Raw genomic sequence first — 17869 nt, 5'->3', positions numbered from 1 at the left:
GCCTCTCTCACCCCATCGCCAGGGTGTTGATCTGAAGGATGGGCAGAAGGATCGACAGGACGATCAGGGCGACCACGCCGCCCATGACCACGATGATCGCGGGCTCGAGGAAGCTGAGCATGACGGCGGTGAAGGTGCTGAACTCGCGTTCCAGATAATCGGCGGCGCGCTCCATCATCGGCTCAAGACGTCCGCTGGCCTCGCCCGACGCGGTCATGTGCACCAGGATGGGCGGGAAGACGTCGGCGCGGCGCATGGCGGCGGACAGGCCCCCGCCCTCGCGCACGGCGTCGGCCATCATCTCGGTCGAGGCGCGCAGGGCCCGGTTGGACACGGTGCGGGACGTAATGGTCAGGCCCTCCAGCACCGGCAGGCCCGCCGCGATCATGGTCGACAGGGTGCGGGCCATCCGCGCCCCGTGCAGGTCGCGCGTCAGCCGCCCGACGACGGGCAGGCGCAAGACGCGTCGATCCACCGCCAGCCGGAAGCCGGGATTGCGCATCCCGAAGACGAAGCCGCCGACGCCGCACGCCAGCACCAGGCCGATCAACCAACCCCAGTTTCGCATCAGGTCGGACACGCCGATCACCGTTCGCGTCAGCAGGGGCAGGGTCTGGTTCATGCTGTCGAACTGGTCGACCACCTTGGGCACGACGAAGACCATCAGGGCCGTCACCACGCCCAGCGCCACCAGGGCCAGGACGGCGGGATAGACCAGGGCGGTGACCACCTTGCCGCGCACCTGCTGGTCGCGCTCCAGCCCCTCGGCCAGTCGTTCCAGAATGGGGCCAAGCGCGCCGGACGCCTCGCCCGCCGCGACGGTGGCGCGATAGAGGGGCGGGAAGGCCGCGCCCTGACGCGCCATGGCTTCGGACAGGCGCTGGCCCTCGACCACGCCCGCATGAACGCCAGACAGGACGGCGCGCACGTCGGGCCGCTCGGCCTGCAGCATCAGCGTGCGCAGGGCCTCGTCAACCGGGGCGAGGGTGATCAGGGTGGCCAGCTGGCGGGTGGTCAGGGCCAGGGTCCGCGACGACAGCTTGCGGCTGCGACGCGGGGTCTTCTCAATCGCCGCGGCGGCGCCCGAGGCGCGGCTGAGCGACAGTGGCATCAGGCGGCGACGGGCCAGCGCCTTGCGCGCCTCCGCCTCGTCCGGCGCGGTCAGCACGCCCGCGACGGTGCGGCCGGAAACGTCCACGGCCTGATAGTCGAAGGCGGGCATCAGGCGGCGGTCTCATTGAGCGGATGGGCCTCGGGCGTCTCCTGACGCGTCACCCGCACCGCCTCTTCGACCGAGGTCACGCCCGCCAGGACCAGACCGCGCGCCCGGTCCGTCAGCGTCCCGCCGTTCGGGAAGGCGGCCGCGATCAGAGCCTCCTCGTCCGCCTCGGCGGCGATCAGGCGGCGCACCTTGTCGTCGATCTTCAGCGTCTCATAGACGCCGACGCGGCCCACATAGCCGGTGTGGTTGCACGACCCGCAGCCCTGAGCGCGCCAGACGGTCGCGCCTTTCTGGACACCGATCAGACGGGCCGTGGCGGCGTCGGCAGGCTCGGACTGACGGCAGTCGCCGCACAGGCGGCGCACCAGTCGCTGGGCCACGATCAGACGCAGGGTCGAGGCCAGAAGGAAGGGCTCCACGCCCATGTCACGCAGGCGCGTCACGGCCCCGGCGGCGTCGTTGGTGTGGACGGTGGACAAGACCAGGTGGCCGGTCAGCGAAGCCTGCACCGCGACACTGGCCGTCTCCACGTCGCGGATTTCGCCGACCATGACGACGTCCGGGTCCTGACGCAGGATGGCGCGCAGACCCGCCGCGAAGGTCATGCCGACCTTGGGATTGACCTGGGTCTGGCCGACGCCGTCGATGGCGTATTCGACCGGGTCCTCGACCGTCAGGATGTTGCGGGTGGCGTCGTTGAGCAGTGACAGCCCGGCATAGAGGCTGGTGGTCTTGCCCGAGCCGGTCGGCCCGGTGACCAGAATGATGCCGTTGGGTTCACGCAGAGCGCTGCGGAAGGCGTCGAGCGCCTCGCCGTCCATGCCCAACTGGTCCAGCGACAGGCCCGCCTGATCCTTGTCGAGAATGCGCAGCACCACCCGTTCGCCCGCCCGCGACGGCAGGGTCGAGACGCGCACGTCCAGCGTCTTGCCGCCCAGGGCCAGAGGGATGCGGCCATCCTGCGGCACGCGCTTCTCGGCGATGTCGAGCCGCGCCATGACCTTGATGCGGGACACCAGCAGGGGCGTGATGCGCGGGTTCAGGCTCAGGGCTTCGCGCAGGACGCCGTCGACGCGCATCCGCACGATCAGGGCGCTCTCGTAGGGCTCCAGGTGGATGTCCGACGCGCCCGCGCGCACGGCCTCGGCGATGATCCCGTTGATCATGCGAATGACCGGAGCGTCGTCGGCGGAGTCCAGCAGGTCGGCGGCGGCGGGCAGGTCGTCGATCAGGCCGTCGAGGCCCGACGGCATCTCCATCGTCTCGTCCGCGCTCAGGTCGCCGGCATAGACGTCGGACAGGCGGCGGTCGAACTCGGCCTGGCCCATGGCCTGAACCTGCAAGGGCCGCCCCAGAGCCCGACGCGTCTCGATTAGGGCCAGCGGATCGGCGCCCTGGCGCAGACCGACTATGGCGATGTCGCCGGCGTCCAGCAGGATGACGCCGTTCCGCTTGGCGAACCCATAGGGCAGGGTCGGATTGACCAAGGTGATCATGGCCCTCAGCCCTGCGGCGGGACGGCGTTTGCGGCGGGGGCCAGCGGACTGATGGTCACCTCGCCCACCGGCGCGGTTCCGCCCGGCGCCGGGTTGTCGATGGCGCGGGGCGCGACCGGCGCCTGGGTCCGCATATAGTCGCGCAGCATCTCGTCCAGGCTGGGTTCGACGCCGGGCTGCGAGCGCAGCTGCTCGCCGCGCATATAGCCCCAGCGGTCGGCGCTCAGTTGCTGGGCGTCGCCCGGGGTGCGGATGATGGTCGGACGGATGAAGACCATCAGATTGGTCCGTCCGCGCTGGCGGCTGGTCGACTTGAACAGATTTCCGACCAGCGGGATGTCGCCCAGCCCCGGCACCTTGTCGATCGACAGGCGGTCGTTCTGATCCAGCAGACCACCGGCCACCGCGATCTCGCCGTCATCGACCACGAGCGTGGTCTCCAGCTCGCGCTTGTTCAGCACCAGATCAGACGCGCCGTTGGTCAGGACGCCGTTGATGCTCGACACCTCCTGTCGCAGGAACAGGGTGATGGATCCGCCCGCGTTGATCTGCGGCTTGACGATCAGCTTGACGCCGATGTCCTGACGCTGGGTGGTGCGGAAGGGGTTGGAGTTGCCGTCCAGCAGGGCCTCGCCCGTGGTGATCGGCACCTCCTGCCCGACCAGGATGGTGGCCTCTTCGTTGTCGAGGGTCATCAGCGACGGGGTCTGCAGCAGGTTGGAGCCTTCGTCCGACTTGGCCGCATTGATGATGAAACCGAACAGGCCGTCCGAGCCAAGGCGGCCGCCGCCCCCGCCGATAAAGCCGTTGGCGCCCATCAGGCTGTTGAGCGCCAGATTTTGCAGCTGCTCGCGCAGGGGATCGTCCTTCTCCAACTGCCCCGCCGCCGCGCCGCCCGCGATGGGCAGCAGAGGCGTCGAACTGTCGGAATAGTTGGTTAGGCCGATGGGATTGCCGTCCGATCCGGCCAGCAGCCATTGAACCCCCAACTCGCGCACGGCCGTGTCGCCCAACTCCACCACGATAGCTTCGATCAGGACCTGCTGACGGCGGCTGTCGAGCTGACGGATGACCTCGGCCAGCATCCTCTGGGTGTCGGCCGAGGCCGAGATGACCAGGGCGTTGGCGCCGGGGAAGCGGGCGATGCTGGCCTTCTGGCCGGGCGCGGCCTGGGTCGCGGCGGTGGCGACAGGCTGGGGCGTCGGTGCCTCGCCGCCTCCGGTTCCGGGACGAGCGATGGCCGGGGTCGCGGCCGCGCTGGCCGCAGTCACCGGCTGCCCGACGATCTGTTGCAGCACGGGCAGCAGCTGTTCGGCGTTGGCGTGTTGCAGGAAGACGACCTTGACGTCATCGGCCGAGCGGGCCCGACGATCCAGATCCTCGACCAGAGGCCGCACCCGGGCCACGGCCGCAGGGTCGCCGCGCAGGATGACGGAGTTGGAGCTGGCCACCGGCGTCACCGACACCATCCCCTGCCCCGGCTGGCCGCCGGGCGGGGCCAGCACCTGGGCCAGGACGCCCGCGATCTCGGCGGCGGAGGAGTTCTCCAGCGTCACCACGTCGAAGGAGGCCCGGTCCACGTCGATGCGCTGAATCAGGCCGCGAATGCGCGTCAGGTTGTCGGCGAAGTCGGCGACCACGACGCTGTTGCCGCTGGGATTGGCCAGGACCTGCCCCTGCGGACCGACCAGGGGACGAATGGTCTCGGCGGCCGAGGCGGCGTCGATGTTGCGCAGCTGGAAGACCTGGGTCGAGAAGCGCTCTGACCCGACGGTGGACGGTCCCTGCGCCGCGCCCTGGGCCGGGCTGATGCGATAGGCCCCGGAATTGGTGGGCGTCACCACCAGACCGTTGGCGCGCAGGGTGGACAGGAAGACCTCGAACAGCTCGGTGCGGCTCAGCGCCCGCTGGCTGGTCACGGTCACAGTCCCTGTCACGGCGGGATCGACGATGAAGGTGCGGCCGGTCGTGCGGGCCACGTCCTGGATAAAGGCGCGGATGTCGGCGCCCTGGACGTTCAGAGTCTGGCGAGCGCCGTCCTGGGCCATGGCGGGCGCGGCCAGCAGCGGCCCCTGGGCGGCGATCAGGGCCGACAGGGCGACGGCGGCGAAAGAGCGGTGAAGGCGCATCACTGGCCGGTCCTTATGGTGGTGGTCTGCACCCGGCCGTTCCGCTCGAAGCGGATCTCGGCGGCGCTGCTGCCGGAAAGCTCGCCGCCCAGTTCGGACAGGCGTTCCAGACTGTTCAGTTCGGCCCCGTTGACGGCCAGGATGACGTCGCCGGATTGCAGACCCGCCGCCCGCAGCGCCGCCCCGTCGCCGCGCGCAGCCAGGGTGAAGCCGCGAATGCGCAGCCCGTCCATGCGCGGCCGCAGCGAAGCCTGAGCCATCAGGCGTTGCGGATCGACCACCGGCCCGGCTGGGGCGGCGGCGGCAGGGGCCGCAGCGGAAACCGGGGCGGGCGCGCCGCTGGTCGGGGTCATGACCTGGGCCGTCGCGGGCGGCGGAGGCGGGGTTGCAGCGCCTGCGGGCGTCTCGGTGAAGACCAGTCGGCTGACCGATCCGCCGCGCGACACGGTGACGAAATCCTCGCCCACCGAGGCCAGGGTCAGGCCCTCGGAAATGGTCTCGCCCACAGCGACCGAGACCTGTCGGCCGTCAGGCAGGCCGATGATGGCCGAGCCGCCGTCGGCCCCGCCCGCGCGGAGCCCGAACAGGCGCAGGGCGTCGCTGTCGGCCCCGGCCGCCTCGGCCAGGCTGCTCTTGTCGCCGGTGCGGAAGAAGGCGTCGAAACGCTGGAAAATGCTGGCGTCGAGGGGAGCGACCTCAACTCGCGCGGCGACCGCAGTTTCCGGCTGGGGCGCGACGAAGACCCAGGCCAGGCGCCCGGCCTGCACCGCCAGCAGGGCGACCAGGGCGATCTCCACGCCGGCGCGAATCCGTCCCGGCCGCGCAGCTATCGCCGTGCGCGCCTGTCGCCCCCATTCCCCGACCCGTGCGATCACGCCGACGCTCCGAACACCCCCGAAAACGGAGACCCCGGCTGCTTACTCCAGCAGCCGGGGTCAGAGCCTCACGTGACGATGACGGCGGCGAGACGTTGTTGTGACAACGCCGCCGTATGCGGATCAGAAGGTCGTGGACAGGCTGAGCGAGAAGGTCGTGCCCAGCTTGTAGCTCTCGACCACGCCCTTGCCGCCGTTGGCGAAGGACTGGCTGCGCTCGTATTCCTCGCCCAGGATGTTCTCGATCTTGCCGCCGATGTCGTAGTCGCGGCCGCCGACCGTGAAGGTCTGGCTGGCGACCAGGTCCAGCAGGATCGGGGGCGTCTCGACCACGTCCGGCAGGCGGGTGGTGCCGGTGATAATGCCGGCGTCCGAAATCCGCTCGCCCTGATAGTTGACCAGCAGGGTGGCGCGACGGCGGGCCGTCGTGTTCTCGAACCCGAACTGCAGGTTTCCGAGCCATTCCGACTGGCCCTGCAGGGCGCGGGTGTAGGAGGCGTCGGTGACCTCGGAGTCCGTCCAGGTGACGTTGGCGACGACGAACAGCTCATTCTCGTCGAACCAGCGTGCGTTGGGGGCCCACTGATCCATCGGCAGGGTGTAGTCCACCTCGGCCTCGACGCCCATCAGCGTGGCTTCCTCGGCGTTCTGGAACGACCGGCCGAAGCCTTCTCCGATCGGCTGGTAGGTGCGCTCGATCGGGTTGTCGAAGGACTTGTAGAAAAGGCCGATCGTGGCCGACTGGCGCTGGGCGAAATACCATTCCCAGCGCAGGTCGTAGTTCTGGATCTCGGCGATCTGCAGGTTGGGATTGCCGCGCTCCAGGGTGTTGGAGTCGTCGTCCAGGAACAGGGCGTTCGACAGTTCGCGCAGGTCAGGACGGTTGATCGTCTGGCTGTAGCCGAAGCGCAGCTGCATGTTGTCGGCGAACTCCCAGGTCGCCGTCACGGCCGGCAGCCAGTAGTCCTTGGCGAGGCGCGCCGAAATCGCATCGCCCGCGCCGGTCTCGCCCAGCGGGATGAAGCTGTTCACCTGCTGCTCGGAATCCTCGTAGCGGACGCCGCCGGTGACCCGCAGGCCGGCGAACAGTTCAGCCTCGGCCGACACATAGCCCGCGCTGACCTGCATGTCGGCGGTGAAGAAGTCCGACGGATCGGTCACGTCGCGCAGGGTGTAGCCCGCATCGCCGCCGATGTTGTCCGGGCTGAAGATGATTTCCGGCACGTAGCTGCGCAGTTCCGGCGTGATGATCACGCCTGCGGCCGGCTGGAAGGAGTAGCGGCGGCTGGCGAAATCACGGTCGCGGTCCAGATGCAGGCCGCCGGCGCGCAGGATGACCTCACGGTCGGCGATCATGCCGCTGAGGGTGAAGTCGACGCCGAACTCGACGTTCTCGTCTTCCAGGGCGCTGAAGAAGGTGCGGTTGGAATCGGAGCCCGGGGTCAGGCGGAAGACGTTGTCCGGCTCCAGGCGATAGGAGTATTCGCGGCGGTAGGGCGTGTCGCGCGAGGCGGTCGAATAGGCCGCGCGCCAGTTGACCGTCAGGCGGTCCAGCGCCATCGGCAGGTCGAAGGCGTGCTTGCCCGACAGCTGGTTGGACGTCATCTGCTGCTCGATCCAGTTCAGCCGCTGGAAGCTGCGGATCAGGCCCGGGTCGGCCGAGAACAGGCCGCGCTCGATCAGGGTCTGCTGGCGGGTCTTGCGCAGCAGCAGGCTGGTCAGCTTCAGCTCATGGTTCTCGTTGAACTCGACGCCGAAGGCGCCGAGCGCGTTCATGGCGTATTCCTGTTCGCCGCGCTGGAAGCCGCAGCCGACCGCGTTCGACAGGTCCGACTGCGCTTCGCAGGCTTCCGGGCTGATCTGTTCGTTGAAGGCGCCGCCCACTTCGAAGGAGTTGCGGACGCCCTCGCGGTTACGGGCCTGATAGTCGTAGTCGAACGCGACGAAGGCGCCCAGGCGCACGCCGTTCGACAGGTCGACGATCTCGGCGCCCGACAGGTTGAAGCCGAAGTCGGGCAGGTTCTTGTCGGCGTCGATCGACCAGATGTTGCGCAGCGAACGCCCAGCCGCCTGAAGCATCGACGGGTTGTTCTGGAACGACTTCAGCGAGGGGTCGATGCCGATGATGTTCGGCAGGTTCAGGCTGTTGTCGGCGATGCCGATGTTCGACAGGCCGCCGCCGGCGTCCCAGTACAGACCGTCCTTGCCGATCGATTCCGTCTCGGCGGCGATCGAGGCGCCGAACTGGAAGAATCGCTCATTGGGAATGGCGCGCGTTTCAAGGGCGATCAGACCGCCGCCGAACTCGGCGGGATGCTGCACGGCGTAGGTCTTCTCGATGACGGCGTTCGAGACCAGCGAGGTCGGGAACAGGTCCAGCGGGACCACGCGCTTCAGTGGTTCCGGGCTGGGCAGGCTGGAGCCGTCCAGAATGATGCTCGAGTAGCGATCGCCCAGACCACGGACATAGACATAGCCGTCGCCGACGATCGACAGGCCGGTGACGCGCGCCAGCGCCTCGCCGATCTCGGAATCCCCCGAGCGCTGGATGTCTTCGGCGGTCAGGATGTTGGCGACCGAGGACGTCTCGCGCTTGATGTCCGGCACGAAGCGGCCGCGCACGACGATGTCCTCGACGGTCGAAACCGCGTCCGGATCGGTCGGCGGCGTCTGCGGTGCGGAGGGCGCCGTGGCGTCCTGAGCCCAGGCGAGAGCGGGCGCGGTCAGAAGGGTGCTGGCGAGCAGGCCGGCGAGGCCGAACGTGCGGGTGGGCGTCATCTCAAGGGGTCCTTCGGTGCGAGCGCCGGAAGAAGGGAAGCAAGGTCGAGGCGGCGAACAGCGCGGAGCCGTTCGCCGCCTCTCAGGGGACCGTGGGTCAGTCGTTCAGCCAGCGGGTCCAGTTCAGCGTCCAGTTGGAGGCCGAGTCACGGATGGCGCCGGCGTAGGGCGCCGCGTCGAAGAAGGCGTCGATCGTGCGCGGGTCGACCGAGGTCACGCCGTTCTCGTTGACGCCGTTGATGTAGGCCCGGCCGCCCGAGGTGTAGGACGACAGGGTCGAGGCGCCCGTGCGGCTGTTGGCGTCCTTGGCGAAGACGGCCTGGGCCTGGGTGCTGTGGAACGGCGTCGCGGTGGAGATGTAGAAGGAGCGCAGCGACAGGTTGCCGGCGTCCGCCTGGGCGTAGGTGGCGGCGTCGTCGATACGCAGACCGCGCTGGAAGTTGCCGGCCACGACGTGGTTGTAGAGCTTGCCGGCGGTGCCGCGACGCAGGCGCAGACCGGCGCCGGCCGTGGTGTTGCCCACCAGGGTCACGTTCGAGATGGTCGGGGCCGAACGCGGCAGGATGTCGAAGCCCAGCTCGTTGTTGTCGGCCTCGTAGCCCGCGTCGCCAGCGGCTTGCAGCGGGTTCTGGACGATGACCAGGTGCTGGACCTTGCCGTTCCAGCCGAAGGTCCAGTCGAAGCTGTCGTCATCGGCGCCGGTCATGACCAGGTGCTTGGCGTTCACCGAACCGCCGAAGAACTCGATGGTGTCGTCGCCGCCGTTGTGCGCCTGGATGTAGTCGACCGTGGTGCCCGAACCGACGCCCCAGAAGGCGATCGAGTTCAGCTCGTTGGTTTCCGAGAAGCGGACGCCGGCGTATTCGACGCGGACGTACTTCAGCGTACCCGAGTTGTCGTTCGGCACGTTGCCGCCGTACTTGCCCGAGCCGCCTTCGGCTTCGGCTTCACAGACGGCCGGGGCCGCCGGGCAGTTGTTGATCACGCCGCGGCCGAGGATCTGCAGGCCGCCCCACTCGCCCGAATAGGGGTCGTCGCGGACGCCGGCGCCCAGGGGCGAACGGGCGTTGGCCAGACCCAGGGTGGTGGCGTAGCCCATGGCGTCGGCGCTGCTCAGGACGATCGGCTGCGCCGCCGTGCCCTGGGCGTTGATGCGCGAACCGCGCTGGATCGACAGCTGGGCGATGCGGGTGCCGCCATAGATGCGCACGCCCGGATCGATCGACAGGACCGTCGAAACGCCGCCAGCGGCCTGGCCGTCGAAGCCGACGTCCTTGCCGACCTTGACATTGTCGATCAGCTGATAGGCCGGACCGGCCGTCAGGGTCAGGTTGGTGGTGATCTCGCCCGAGATGCGGCAGTGCTCTTCGGTGCCGACGGTGACCTTGGTCACGTTCGGGTGCGTCGGGCAGGCGCCGGTCGAACCGCCGCCGTTGTTGCCGCCGCCGTTATTGCCGCCGCCGCCCGTGCCCGGGTTGGAGCCGGTGTTGCCGGGATTTTGCAGTTCCGAGGTGCCGTCGCCACCGCAGGCGGCGAGGGCCAGGGCGCTGGCGGCGACCGCGAGCAGGGTTTTCGTCTTGAGAGCGGCCATCGTTCTCCACCGTGTCTGAGCCAATGAGACATGCAGGAGGACGTCCGGACGGATTGTCCGGAACTGGATGATCGGCGCCCGCCTGCCCGGTCCTTCCCCTAGAAGCCGGATGTGACACCGCCGCCGCCGAACCACGACAGATCAGACGCCGTTCCATGAAGCTGTAGCGGCGCCATTGTGAAAAGCCGTCCTGACCCGGCGCGGATTTCACATTCCGTCGGTCGACAATTCGCGATTTCGCCTCCCCCAAATCATCGCAGGCGGCTAGTGCAGGACCATGAGCAGACGCCGGGGAGGCGACCCATGTTGATCCATGCCGCCTTCCTGGGGGGCCTCGGCCTGTTCGTCGGCAGCTTCCTCGGACTGGTCAGCCTGCGACTGCCGCGCGGCGAGGACGTGATCGTTGGACGCTCGCGCTGCGGCGGCTGCGGCCGAACGCTGAAGCCCTGGCGCATGATCCCCGTGATCAGCTGGGCGCTTTCGCGGGGACGCTGTTCCGATTGCGGCGCGACCATCCCGGCCCGCTATCCCTTGATCGAACTGGGATCGGGGCTGATCGGCGTCTGGGCAGGGCTGTCTTCCCCCGACTTCACCCTGGCCGCCATGACGGCGGTGCTGGGCTGGAACCTGCTGATTCTCGCCCTGGTCGACGCCGAGCATTTCTGGCTACCCGACGCCCTGACCCTGCCCCTCTTCGCGGGCGGTCTGCTGTCGGCGGTTCTGCTCTATCCCGCAGGAAGCCCGTCGGCGCTCCTGCCGGCTCTGATCCCGCCGCTGCTGGGAGCGATCGTCGGCTTCGTCGGCCTGTGGCTGCTCGCGCGTCTCTACAGGCTCGTGCGCGGGCGCGAGGGCCTGGGCGGTGGTGATCCCTTCCTGCTGGGCGCGGGCGGCGCCTGGGTCGGCTGGATGGGCCTGCCCAGCGTGCTGCTTTGGGCCTCGGCGGCGGGTCTCAGCCTGGTGCTGGCCCTGCTGATCATGCGCCGCCGGGTGTCCGGGACCGACCGCCTGCCGTTCGGCGTCTTCCTGTCGATCGGCGTCTGGCTGACCTGGCTCTACGGGCCGCTGGGCCTCGGCTAGTTCAGCGACAGCAGATCGGACCAGCGCCACTGACCGGTCCCCAGCGCCAGACGCGGGGCGCCGGCCTGGTCGCCCAGGGTCAGCACGACATAGCCCCGCACCGTCTCGGCCTTGCAGGCGCGCGGTGAAAAGCCGACCGTGACGGCCACGGCCTGACGCACCCCCGCCAGCCCCTTGCCCTCCTGGCCGGGGCTCAGCACCCAGTCGCCGTCCCAGATCAGAATGGCCCGGCCGTTGGCGCCCGAGTTGCGATAGGCCTCGGTCAGGGCGGCGCGGACGCCGGGGGCGTCACGCAGGGCGTTCTGCAGCCGGCGCACCATGTCGCACGATCCGCCCGAGCCCGAGCCGGACCCCGAGCCGCTGCCCGATCCGCTGCCGTCGCCGACCCCGCTGCCCGTGCCGGAGCCCGCGCCGTTTCCAGCCCCGCCGCCGGCCGTCAGCGCCCCCGCCAGGGCCGCGTCGCCCATGAAGACGTAGGCGACGCTGGGCGCGGGGGCCGTGATCGGCACGGGGGCGACCGTCGGCGAACGGGGCGCGGGGCGGCTGGGGCGCGGGGACGGCCGCACCGGCGCGGCGCGCGCGGCCTTGGCCGGGGCCTTGACCGGGGTCGGGGGCGCGACAGGGGTCGGCGCCGGCTGGGAAGCGGGCGCTGGCGAACCGCCGCCGCCCTCGTCCGGGGAGGGCGCGGGCGCAGGAGCGGGCGGCGGAGGATCGACCAGGGTGACTGCGATGGCCTCGGCCTCTGGCGGATAGAGCGGCGTCTGGACGGGAGCCAGCAGGATCAGGATCATCAGGCCCAGATGCACGCCGACGCTGACCACCACGGCCGCGCCGCGGCGTCCGCCCTGCCCCTGGGGCCGCCGCCGGGGGGCTCGATCGCTCAAGCGACCCAGCCCGCGCAGCTGGCTTTCAACGAAGCGAAAGCAAAGAACATGAATATCCCGGCGTGTAACCTCAGGACTGAGAGGCGCATCTTTCGTAACCCGCCATCCGCGTCAACATCATGGCGCTCCGCCGCAAATAAGCCTTACTTAACAAAACCATCGGTCTACAGAATTTTTTCTATGGCTAAGCTGAAACCATCTTCCTCATTGCGCGTCTTTGCTCCGCCGTTCCCTGCATCCGCGGGTGCAGCGCCGCGCAATCCCCGGAGTAGCGCACCGGCACGAAGGAGACTCAACTTGATCAAACTGACATCTAAGGCGGTCGCCGCCAGTGCAGTCGTGGTGCTGGTAGGACTGACCGCGAGCGGGTGTGCGAGCCATCGCTTCGTGCGTGACAATGTGGCTGTGGTCGATGAGCGCGTCACTCAGGTCGACGCCCACCTGACCCAGGTCGAAGGCACCGCCGGTGAAGCGCTTCAACGCGCCAACGCCGCGCACAAGCTGGCCGAAGGCAAGTTCCTGTATGAAGTGGTGCTTTCGGACGACTCGGTGAAGTTCCCGGTCAACCGCGACGCCCTGTCGCCCGAGGCCGAGCAGCGCCTGGCGGAACTGGTTCAACGCCTCAAGGCCGAGAACCGCAACGTCTACCTGGAAATCCAGGGCCACACCGATTCCTCCGGCGACACCCGCGCCAACGAACAGCTCGGCCAGTCCCGCGCTGAAGCCGTGCGCCGCTACCTCAGCGATCAGGGCATCGCCCTGAACCGCATGGCCACCATCTCCTACGGCGAGACCAAGCCGGTCGCGCCGAACAACACCCGCGAAGGCCGGGCGCAGAATCGCCGCGTGGCGATCGTCGTCCTCAGCTGACCGGCGGCGGCGGTTCGCGCGTGCGAGCCGCCGCCTGTTGTTTCAGGCGGGCGAGGCCCGATCCAGGATCGCGCCCGTATTGATATCCGCGTCAAACGCGCCGTAGGCCGCGCCGCGCCAGGCCAGACGCAGACGACAGAAGGCCCCGGCGACGGGGCTTTCGTTGATCAGCAGGACCGCTCCCTGCGCCGCCAGCGCCAGCCGCTCGATCGACAGACGCGCCGCCCCTTCGGACGAGGGCGCGAAATCCAGACCGTCCATCCAGCGGTCGTAGGCGTCGTCGCGCCCGCGCGCGCCTTCCAGGAAGGTCCGCAGCGCCTCGACCGCATCAGGCTCGCGTCCGATCGCGCGCAGGACATCCAGCGCGATGACATTGCCCGAGCCCTCCCAGATGGCGTTCAGCGGCGACTGACGGAACAGACGCGGCATGGGGCCGGTCTCGACGTAGCCGGCGCCGCCCAGGCTCTCCATCGCCTCATAGATCATCCCCGGCGCCCGCTTGCAGACCCAGTATTTGGCGATCGGGGTCAGCAGCCGCCCGACCGGATCGTCGCGGTCAAAGGTCCCGGCCAGATGCAGCGACAGGGCCGTCGCCGCCTCGCTCTCAAGCGCCAGATCGGCCAGGACCGCCGCCATCATCGGCTGGTCGATCAGCCGCTTCTGGAAGGCCGTGCGGTGCTGCGCGTGCCAGACCGCCTGGGCCAAGGCCCCGCGCATCTGCTGGGCCGAGCCGACCACGCAGTCCAGCCGCGTGTGCTGGACCATGCGGATAATGGTCGCCACGCCTCGCCCTTCCTCACCCAGACGTTGGGCCAGGGCGCCGTGATACTCGACCTCGGACGAGGCGTTGGAGCGGTCGCCCATCTTGTCCTTCAGCCGCATGACGCGGAACCCGGCGTTGCGCGTCCCGTCCGGCAGCCAGCGCGGCAGCAGGAAACAGGTCAGGCCGCCCGGCGCCTGGGCCAGGGTCAGAAAGGCGTCGGACATTGGCGCCGAGCAGAACCACTTGTGCCCCGTCAGCCGATACCAGCCGTCCTCGCCCGTCGGCTCGGCGCGGGTGGCGTTGGCGCGCACGTCGGACCCGCCCTGCTTCTCCGTCATGGCCATGCCGAGGGTGACGCCCGACTTGTCCGGCGCGGGCCGAGCGGCGGGATCGTAGCGCCCGCCCCTGATCTTCTCGATCCAGAAACCGCCCACCTTGGGCTCGACGGCCAGCGCAGGAACCGAGGCATAGGTCATGGTCATGGGACAGCTGGTCCCGGAATCCGCCTGTCCCGTCAGGAACAGGATGGCGGCGTGCAGGACATGACCGTTCGCCGTCCCGTCCCAGGCGGCGGAAGCCAGGCCCGCCTCCAGCCCGAGCGACATCAGCTGGTGATAGGCCGGATGGAAGGTCACCTCGTCGATGCGGCGGCCGTAGCGGTCGTGGGTGTCCAGCACCGGCGGGACGCGGTTGGCCTGCACGCCCCAGTCGATGACCTCGGCCGAGCCGCAACGGGCGCCCAGGGCGGTCAGTCGGGTTTCGTGCTGCGTGCCGCCAGCACAGCGCACGGCGTCGGCCAGCGCCCGGTCGCCGCTGAACAGGTTGACGTCCTCCAGCGGAGGCGGCTGGTTCGTCACCTCATGGGTGTCGAGGTCGGCGACGGGACGGAAGGACGACATCTGCGGGCTCCGTGCAGGCTCGACGCGAGCATGGCACGGGCGCGGCGAGAGGCGAAACGCCCCCGATTTCCGCTCATCCCCGCGGAGGCGGGTTAATCCGCCCGCTTCTGCACCGCCCCCACGTGCCCGACGCCGCGGCGCGCCGCGATCTCCATCTGCCTGTGCCGCTCGGCGTAGCCCTCGCGCTGTTCGTCGGTGCGCGCAGCATGACAGCGCTCACAGCAGACGCCCTCGATATAGAGGGGCGACAGGCGCGCCTCGGGGCTGACCGGCATACGGCAGCCGCGGCACAGGCTATGGTCGCCCTCCTTCAGGCCGTGGCCGACCGCGACCCGCTCGTCGAAGACGAAGCAGTCGCCGCGCCATAGGCTTTCCGGCTCGGGGATGGTCTCGAGGTATTTCAGGATGCCGCCTTCCAGGTGGAAGACCTGCTCGACGCCCTCGGCCTTGAGGAAGGCGGTGGCCTTTTCGCAGCGGATGCCGCCGGTGCAGTACATGGCCACCTTGGGCGGGTTGGGCCGGTCCAGCAGGGCGCGACCCTCGCTGCGGAACCAGTCGGGAAACTCGCGGAAGGTGCGGGTGTTGGGCTGGATCGCGCCCTCAAACGTCCCGACCTCGACCTCGTAGTCGTTGCGGGTGTCGATGACGATGGTGTCGGGATCGGCGATCAGGGCGTTCCAGTCCTGCGGCGAGACATAGGCGCCGACGCCCTCGACCGGGTCGATGTCGCTCACGCCCATGGTGACGATCTCGGCCTTCAGCCGCACCTTCATGCGGTGAAAGGGCATGACCTCGGCGGTCGAGTATTTCAGCTCCAGCCGATCGAAACCGGGCATGGCGCGGATGCCGTCCACCACGCGGGCGACGGCGGCGTCCGGCCCGGCGATGGTGCCGTTCAGCCCCTCGTGCGCGACCAGAAGCGTGCCGCGCACCTCGTCGCCGCACAGCGCCAGCAGACGCATTTGCACCGCCTCGCGATCCGCTATCGGCGCAAAGCGATAGAGGGCGGCGACGCAGACGGGCGAGGCGGTTTCAGGCGTCACGAAGGATGTTCCGGCGGGCGGCGATGAAAAGGAAGCGGCCTCTATAGGCCCCGCAGCCCCGCGCGTCACGGCGACAGCTTGTTTACAACTATGGGTTACATTTTGCGTTCAACCTGAAGGATGTTCGCCTTGCCGGAAGCCGCGCCCGTTCCAGATCCCCGCATTCGCGTCATGGTCGTGGACGACAGCGCCATCGTGCGCGGGCTGATCGTGCAGACGCTGGAACGTGACCCGGCGCTGCGCGTCGTGGCGCGCGCCGCCAACGGCGAGGCCGCCCTGACCGAACTGGGGCGCACCGCCGTCGACGTGGTGGTGCTGGACATCGAGATGCCGGTGATGGACGGGCTGACCGCCCTGCCCCTGATCCTGCAACGCCAGCCGGACGTGAAGGTGGTCATGGCCTCGACCCTGACGCGGCGAAACGCCCGCATCAGCCTGCAGGCCCTACAGGCCGGAGCCGCCGACTATGTGCCCAAACCCGAGACCGGCGGGCTGGTCGGCGCCGAGGAGTTTGCGCGCGAACTGATCGCCAAGGTTAAGGCGCTCGGCGGGGGGGGCGCCGCGCCGACCGCCACGACCGCGCCCACGCCCATCACCACCCGCACCGCTCCTCTGTCGCCGCCGAACCGGCCCCAGGTCGTCGCCATCGGCGGCTCGACCGGCGCGCCGCCGGCCCTGATGAGCCTGTTCGCCGACCTCAGGGGCGAGCTGGAGCAGGCGGTGCTGCTGACCCAGCACATGCCGCCGACCTTCACCGCCATGCTGGCCGAGCAGTTGGAACGCGCGGGCGGACGCCCCGCCGCCGAGGCGCGCGACGGCGAACCTGTCCTGCCGGGCCGCGTCTATGTGGCGCCGGGCGGCTGGCACATGACGGTCGGCCAAAGCGGACGCGTGCCGGTCATCCGCCTCAATCAGGAAGCGCCAGAGCACTTCTGCCGCCCCTCGGTCGATCCCATGCTGAGGTCGGCGGCGGCGGCCTATGGCCCCGGCCTGCTGGCAGTGATCCTGACCGGCATGGGGGCCGACGGGGCCGAGGGCTGCCGCGCCGTGGCCGAGGCGGGCGGGCGTTTCGTGGTGCAGGACGAGGCGACCAGCGTGGTTTGGGGCATGCCCGGCGCTGCAGCAAAGACGGGTCTGGCCGAGGCGGTCCTGCCGCTCGACCAGATTGCGCCCTGGGTTCGGAGGGCCTGCGCATGACCGTCGCCTATGAGGGTTTCCGCAAGCTGGTGCTGGACCGCTCCGGCCTCGTGCTGACGGCGGACAAGGACTATCTGCTGAAAAGCCGGCTGGAGCCGCTGGCGCGCAAGGACGGCTTCGACGGGCTGGATCAGATGCTGGCCCGCGTCGGCGCCGAGCCTTCCGGCTCGTTGGCCCAACGCTGCATCGACGCCATGGCGACGCATGAGTCCTTCTTCTTTCGCGACACGACCCCCTTCGATCAGCTGCGCGACGTCATCCTGCCCGACCTGATCGCGGCGCGGGCGCAAAACCGGACCTTGCGTATCTGGAGCGCCGCCTGTTCCAGCGGGCAGGAGCCCTATTCCCTCGCCATGCTGCTGATGGAGGAACAGTCGCGGATGCCCGGCTGGCGCATCGACATCCTGGCCACCGACATGTCCCAACCCATTCTGGAACGCGCCCGCACCGGCCTCTACAGCGATTTCGAGGTTAGGCGCGGTTTGAGCGAGGCGCGGCTGGCGCGCTGGTTCACGCGGGCGGGCGACGGTTGGAGCCTGTCGCCGCAGGTGCGGTCGATGGTCCGCTTCGCCCCGCACAACCTGCTGGCCGGGACGGCGGGCCTGGACCGGTTCGACCTGATCTTTTGCCGCAACGTGCTGATCTACTTCGACCGCGAGCGGAAGCAGACCGCCCTGACCCAGATCGGTCAGGCGCTGGAACCGCACGGCGCCCTGGTGCTGGGTAGCGCGGAAACGGTGGTGGGGTTGGAGAGCGGCTTTGCGCCGGTCCTGGGGCTGAGGGGCGTGTTCAGGCGGGACGGCTGATCTTGATCCTCCCCCGCCTGCGGGGGAGGGGGACCGCGCGTCAGCGTGGTGGAGGGGGCGGAAGCAGGATCTGGCCTATCGAGAAATGGCGCCGCTTCGAGGCTCGCCCCCTCCACCGCTACGCGGTCCCCCTCCCCCGTCGCTGCGCGACAAGGGCGGATCAAGAGAAAGCGCCCCCGCCAATTACTCAGGGGGCGAAGGCGGTGTCGCGCCGCCTTCGCCCCCTCTACGCCGTCGCG

At 69.4% G+C, this 17869-nt stretch carries 13 protein-coding genes; 4 read left to right on the top strand and 9 right to left on the bottom strand.

Annotation, left to right across the window (positions count from 1 at the left end):
• Nucleotides 1-7: 7 nt before the first annotated feature.
• The 6 genes from gspF to B4A39_RS01485 all read right to left on the bottom strand — a co-directional run bounded on the left by gspF (nucleotide 8) and on the right by B4A39_RS01485 (nucleotide 10091).
• Nucleotides 8-1222 (bottom strand): type II secretion system inner membrane protein GspF, encoded by a 1215-nt coding sequence (gene gspF / locus B4A39_RS01510; RefSeq protein ID WP_292032510.1) that lies wholly within the window; start codon nucleotides 1220-1222, stop codon nucleotides 8-10.
• The gene (gene gspE, locus B4A39_RS01505; RefSeq protein ID WP_292032508.1) at nucleotides 1222-2718 is read right to left on the bottom strand and encodes a type II secretion system ATPase GspE; all 1497 of its coding nucleotides are present in this window, start codon (nucleotides 2716-2718) and stop codon (nucleotides 1222-1224) included. The genes gspF and gspE overlap by 1 nt, the downstream gene beginning before the upstream one ends.
• 5 nt (nucleotides 2719-2723) lie before the next feature.
• The gene (gspD, locus tag B4A39_RS01500) at nucleotides 2724-4847 is read right to left on the bottom strand and encodes a type II secretion system secretin GspD (protein ID WP_292032507.1); all 2124 of its coding nucleotides are present in this window, start codon (nucleotides 4845-4847) and stop codon (nucleotides 2724-2726) included.
• Entirely contained in the window at nucleotides 4847-5722 is an 876-nt protein-coding gene (locus B4A39_RS01495) for a type II secretion system protein N (protein WP_292032506.1), read from the bottom strand. The genes gspD and B4A39_RS01495 overlap by 1 nt, the downstream gene beginning before the upstream one ends.
• Before the next feature lie 123 nt (nucleotides 5723-5845).
• On the bottom strand, nucleotides 5846-8500 hold the full coding sequence (locus B4A39_RS01490; protein WP_292032503.1) for a TonB-dependent receptor domain-containing protein: 2655 nt from the start codon (nucleotides 8498-8500) through the stop codon (nucleotides 5846-5848).
• A gap of 97 nt (nucleotides 8501-8597) precedes the next feature.
• Complete coding sequence (locus B4A39_RS01485) at nucleotides 8598-10091, bottom strand: hypothetical protein (RefSeq protein ID WP_292032502.1); 1494 nt, start codon at nucleotides 10089-10091, stop codon at nucleotides 8598-8600.
• A 303-nt stretch (nucleotides 10092-10394) separates the two neighbouring features.
• On the opposite strand from B4A39_RS01485, the gene B4A39_RS01480 reads away from it, so the two are divergent.
• Nucleotides 10395-11168 carry a prepilin peptidase gene (locus B4A39_RS01480; protein WP_292032499.1) on the top strand — a complete coding sequence of 258 codons (774 nt, stop codon included), beginning with the start codon at nucleotides 10395-10397 and terminating at the stop codon, nucleotides 11166-11168.
• Here the strand turns inward: B4A39_RS01480 and B4A39_RS01475 are convergent.
• Entirely contained in the window at nucleotides 11165-12052 is an 888-nt protein-coding gene (locus B4A39_RS01475; protein ID WP_292032497.1) for a hypothetical protein, read from the bottom strand. The genes B4A39_RS01480 and B4A39_RS01475 overlap by 4 nt on opposite strands.
• Nucleotides 12053-12349: 297 nt before the next feature.
• On the opposite strand from B4A39_RS01475, the gene B4A39_RS01470 reads away from it, so the two are divergent.
• The gene (locus B4A39_RS01470) at nucleotides 12350-12922 is read left to right on the top strand and encodes an OmpA family protein (protein ID WP_409449581.1); all 573 of its coding nucleotides are present in this window, start codon (nucleotides 12350-12352) and stop codon (nucleotides 12920-12922) included.
• A gap of 42 nt (nucleotides 12923-12964) precedes the next feature.
• Here B4A39_RS01470 and B4A39_RS01465 read toward each other — a convergent pair whose 3' ends face one another.
• Both B4A39_RS01465 and B4A39_RS01460 read right to left on the bottom strand, forming a co-directional pair.
• A complete protein-coding gene (locus B4A39_RS01465; protein WP_292032495.1) occupies nucleotides 12965-14584 on the bottom strand; it encodes an acyl-CoA dehydrogenase family protein in 1620 nt (539 codons plus the stop codon).
• Between the two features lie 92 nt (nucleotides 14585-14676).
• The gene (locus B4A39_RS01460; protein ID WP_292032493.1) at nucleotides 14677-15627 is read right to left on the bottom strand and encodes a rhodanese-related sulfurtransferase; all 951 of its coding nucleotides are present in this window, start codon (nucleotides 15625-15627) and stop codon (nucleotides 14677-14679) included.
• Nucleotides 15628-15756: 129 nt separating this feature from the next.
• Between B4A39_RS01460 and B4A39_RS01455 the strand changes: the two genes are divergently transcribed.
• Nucleotides 15757-16824: a protein-glutamate methylesterase/protein-glutamine glutaminase gene (locus B4A39_RS01455; RefSeq protein WP_292032488.1), complete on the top strand. Its 1068-nt coding sequence runs from the start codon at nucleotides 15757-15759 to the stop codon at nucleotides 16822-16824.
• Nucleotides 16821-17630 (top strand): CheR family methyltransferase, encoded by an 810-nt coding sequence (locus B4A39_RS01450; RefSeq protein ID WP_292032484.1) that lies wholly within the window; start codon nucleotides 16821-16823, stop codon nucleotides 17628-17630. The genes B4A39_RS01455 and B4A39_RS01450 overlap by 4 nt, the downstream gene beginning before the upstream one ends.
• Nucleotides 17631-17869: the final 239 nt, after the last annotated feature.

The sequence above is a fragment of the Brevundimonas sp. UBA4553 genome (assembly GCF_002387245.1).
GTDB lineage: Bacteria > Pseudomonadota > Alphaproteobacteria > Caulobacterales > Caulobacteraceae > Brevundimonas.
This window is presented reverse-complemented; position numbering and strand designations above follow the sequence as displayed.

Coding starts and splice junctions, on each gene's coding strand:
- gspF (WP_292032510.1), bottom strand. CDS start 1,222: ATGCCCGCCTTCGACTATCAGGCCGTGGACGTTTCCGGCCGCACCGTC.
- gspE (WP_292032508.1), bottom strand. CDS start 2,718: ATGATCACCTTGGTCAATCCGACCCTGCCCTATGGGTTCGCCAAGCGG.
- gspD (WP_292032507.1), bottom strand. CDS start 4,847: ATGCGCCTTCACCGCTCTTTCGCCGCCGTCGCCCTGTCGGCCCTGATC.
- B4A39_RS01490 (WP_292032503.1), bottom strand. CDS start 8,500: ATGACGCCCACCCGCACGTTCGGCCTCGCCGGCCTGCTCGCCAGCACC.
- B4A39_RS01485 (WP_292032502.1), bottom strand. CDS start 10,091: ATGGCCGCTCTCAAGACGAAAACCCTGCTCGCGGTCGCCGCCAGCGCC.
- B4A39_RS01480 (WP_292032499.1), top strand. CDS start 10,395: ATGTTGATCCATGCCGCCTTCCTGGGGGGCCTCGGCCTGTTCGTCGGC.
- B4A39_RS01465 (WP_292032495.1), bottom strand. CDS start 14,584: ATGTCGTCCTTCCGTCCCGTCGCCGACCTCGACACCCATGAGGTGACG.
- B4A39_RS01450 (WP_292032484.1), top strand. CDS start 16,821: ATGACCGTCGCCTATGAGGGTTTCCGCAAGCTGGTGCTGGACCGCTCC.